The 2,355-nt window shown below is 40.4% G+C and carries 2 protein-coding genes; one reads left to right on the plus strand and one right to left on the minus strand.

Annotation, left to right across the window (positions count from 1 at the left end):
• Positions 1-192 precede the first annotated feature (192 nt).
• Entirely contained in the window at positions 193-1,257 is a 1,065-nt protein-coding gene (locus tag HRT50_RS18565) for a phospholipase A (protein WP_291617275.1), read from the minus strand.
• Positions 1,258-1,624: 367 nt separating this feature from the next.
• Between HRT50_RS18565 and HRT50_RS18570 the strand changes: the two genes are divergently transcribed.
• Positions 1,625-2,355 (plus strand): efflux RND transporter permease subunit (locus tag HRT50_RS18570; protein WP_291617277.1); only part of this gene is annotated, 731 nt, incomplete at its 3' end.

A 2,355-nucleotide genomic window follows, 5' to 3' on the forward strand; every position in this document is an offset into this window, starting at 1 on the left:
TAGCATCATTATCCGCCGATGATAGCGCTTTAGCCTTGTTGTATAAAACCCACCCAACACCCTCACAAAGACTAACAGCCTTAGCTGAACAGCTTGATAAACTGGCGATGAATGAAGGGCTGTTACTTACTAAGCGTTTTGCTCAAGCAATGAAGTAAGTCATTAGTTAAAGCATTTGGTTAACACTGGTAGTTAAAGTAAGTTGGTTAAAGCGATACCGATACCAAAGCGTCTTTGGTTAACATTATAATCAATTAAACTTTCGCCATAGCCACTACTCATTTGGGCATAGCCTTTTAGCTTACCCCACAAAGGAAAAGTCACGCCAAATTCAACAAAGCCTTTATGAGTGGCAAAATTATTGCGACCCTTAAAAGATAATTCATAAGCTGAGTCGTATTTATACATCAAGCCTAACTCGAAATGGCCCATATAATCTAAAATATCCGGGTTATCATCACCTTGACCATCTGACGGAGATTCCTTCTCACTCTCGGGTATGCGATACCATGGACGAAATGATAAGGCGAAATTACGCTTTTCATAAAGGTAATTAACATAAACACGGTTCCAGCTTCTTGATAACAGCTGTGAACGGCCGTTCGATTGATGTTCTGCGCCAACAACTAGGGCAGAATTACCGCCAAAAGGATGAAAACTAATGGGGGTGAAATAGAAAATTTCTGGCTGGTAATTGGTTTCTCTAAAGGGTTTTGAAATTTCTTCCGAGTAAATCTGCCACCAGGACTGCAAAGTAAAACCAAAATATAGTTGATCGCCTTGTCTAAATAAACTGTCAGTGAGCAGTGGTACTTTTAAACTGAGTTGAAACTTTGCTTCGACATCTTTTAATTCATCAGCCCAATCAGAAAGTCCTTGATAAGCCGTGCGGTTAATTTCATCGACCATAGATAAAGGCAGAATGTAATTCATTTTGTGTGGTGTGAGTACATAGGGGTCGGCAGCGGTTCTTTTTTCGCGGATCACTCTGTTGGCTAACACGCCTAACTCAACACTTTGGCCACTGTTTTTACTAATAACTTTTTCAGCAACCTGTTGTTCACAATAATGCTCAATCTCCGCTAACGTAGCTGTTTTATCGGCACTTTTAATCGCTTTAAATAAGCACATCTCGAATAATGCTTTATGAGATGGCAGCTCGGCTTTATCCGTTTTATTGTCAACTGAATTGGCTTGAGCGATAAATGATAAAGCAAATAAGAGTAGAGGAAGTAAACGGGAGATTAAGGATATCATGATAGCCGACTGTTTTAGCTGAAGTTGCTGGCGATTATAGCCTATCGGTCTGTCAATCAATAGTCAGAGCTCACCATAATAAGTCACTAATACCCGTTCTACTTCAAGGTCCAGCTTGAAGTAGAACGGGTATATATCAGCGCCATTCTTGCTGGCCTGTAAAGCTTTACTTATCAGAGGTGATTTATTAAATGCTAACGTGTGTCAAAATCATCACAGTTATGTCTAATTATTTCAGCTAATTTCAAAGCATTTCTCCTTGGTTATTGGTCGTGTTTTTATCTCGATTAACCGCAAGTCCACTTACTTTATTAGCTTACCCTTGTATCTTATTTGTTAATTAATGTAATCCAATGATGGAATCACCATGAAACTCACCAAGAGCGCTTTAACTAGTCCAGCAGCTGTCGCTGTCGTTGTCGCCTTAACTCTACTTGTAGGTATGCTCAGCTTATTTAAACTGCCAGTGCAATTATTTCCTGATATTGAACGTCCACAAATTGGCATACAAACCTCTTGGCGAGCGGCATCCCCTAAAGAAGTTGAATCTGAAATTATTGAACCACAAGAGCAAGTGTTACGGGGTATTCCGGGCTTAGATTCAATGAATGCTTATGCCAATCGTGGTGGTGCTTACATTAATTTATCTTTTGGTGTCGGCACTAATATGGAGCAAACCTTAATTGAAGTGATTAGCCGCATGACACGTGTCGCTAACTTACCCCAAGATGCTCGGCCACCACGAATTATGCTTGGCGGTGGTCGTGGCAATACTCCAGCACTGACGTTTTTCTTTTTACAAGCTTTACCGGGCAATGGTCAAGATATTAGCCAGTATATTGATTTTACTAATGATGTTATTCGACCGCGCTTGGAGTCGATTGAAGGTGTTGCCAGTGTGGAAACTTTTTCGGAGCAAAACCGAGAAGAGCTGCAAATTCGCTACGACCCCATTAAAGCGGCTGAATATGGTATTTCAATTCCAAGACTTATTTCCTTAGTGTCTGCCAGTGATGATATTTCGGGTGGCTTTATTGACGTAGGTAGACGTCAATACACTTTACGTTATAGCGGTAAATATAGCGTTGATGACTTATC

It is taken from the genome of Colwellia sp. (assembly GCF_013215345.1).
Taxonomy (GTDB): Bacteria; Pseudomonadota; Gammaproteobacteria; order Enterobacterales; family Alteromonadaceae; genus Colwellia.

Excerpts from the sequence above, each read along its gene's own strand:
- HRT50_RS18565 (WP_291617275.1), bottom strand. The coding sequence starts at position 1,257 with ATGATATCCTTAATCTCCCGTTTACTTCCTCTACTCTTATTTGCTTTA.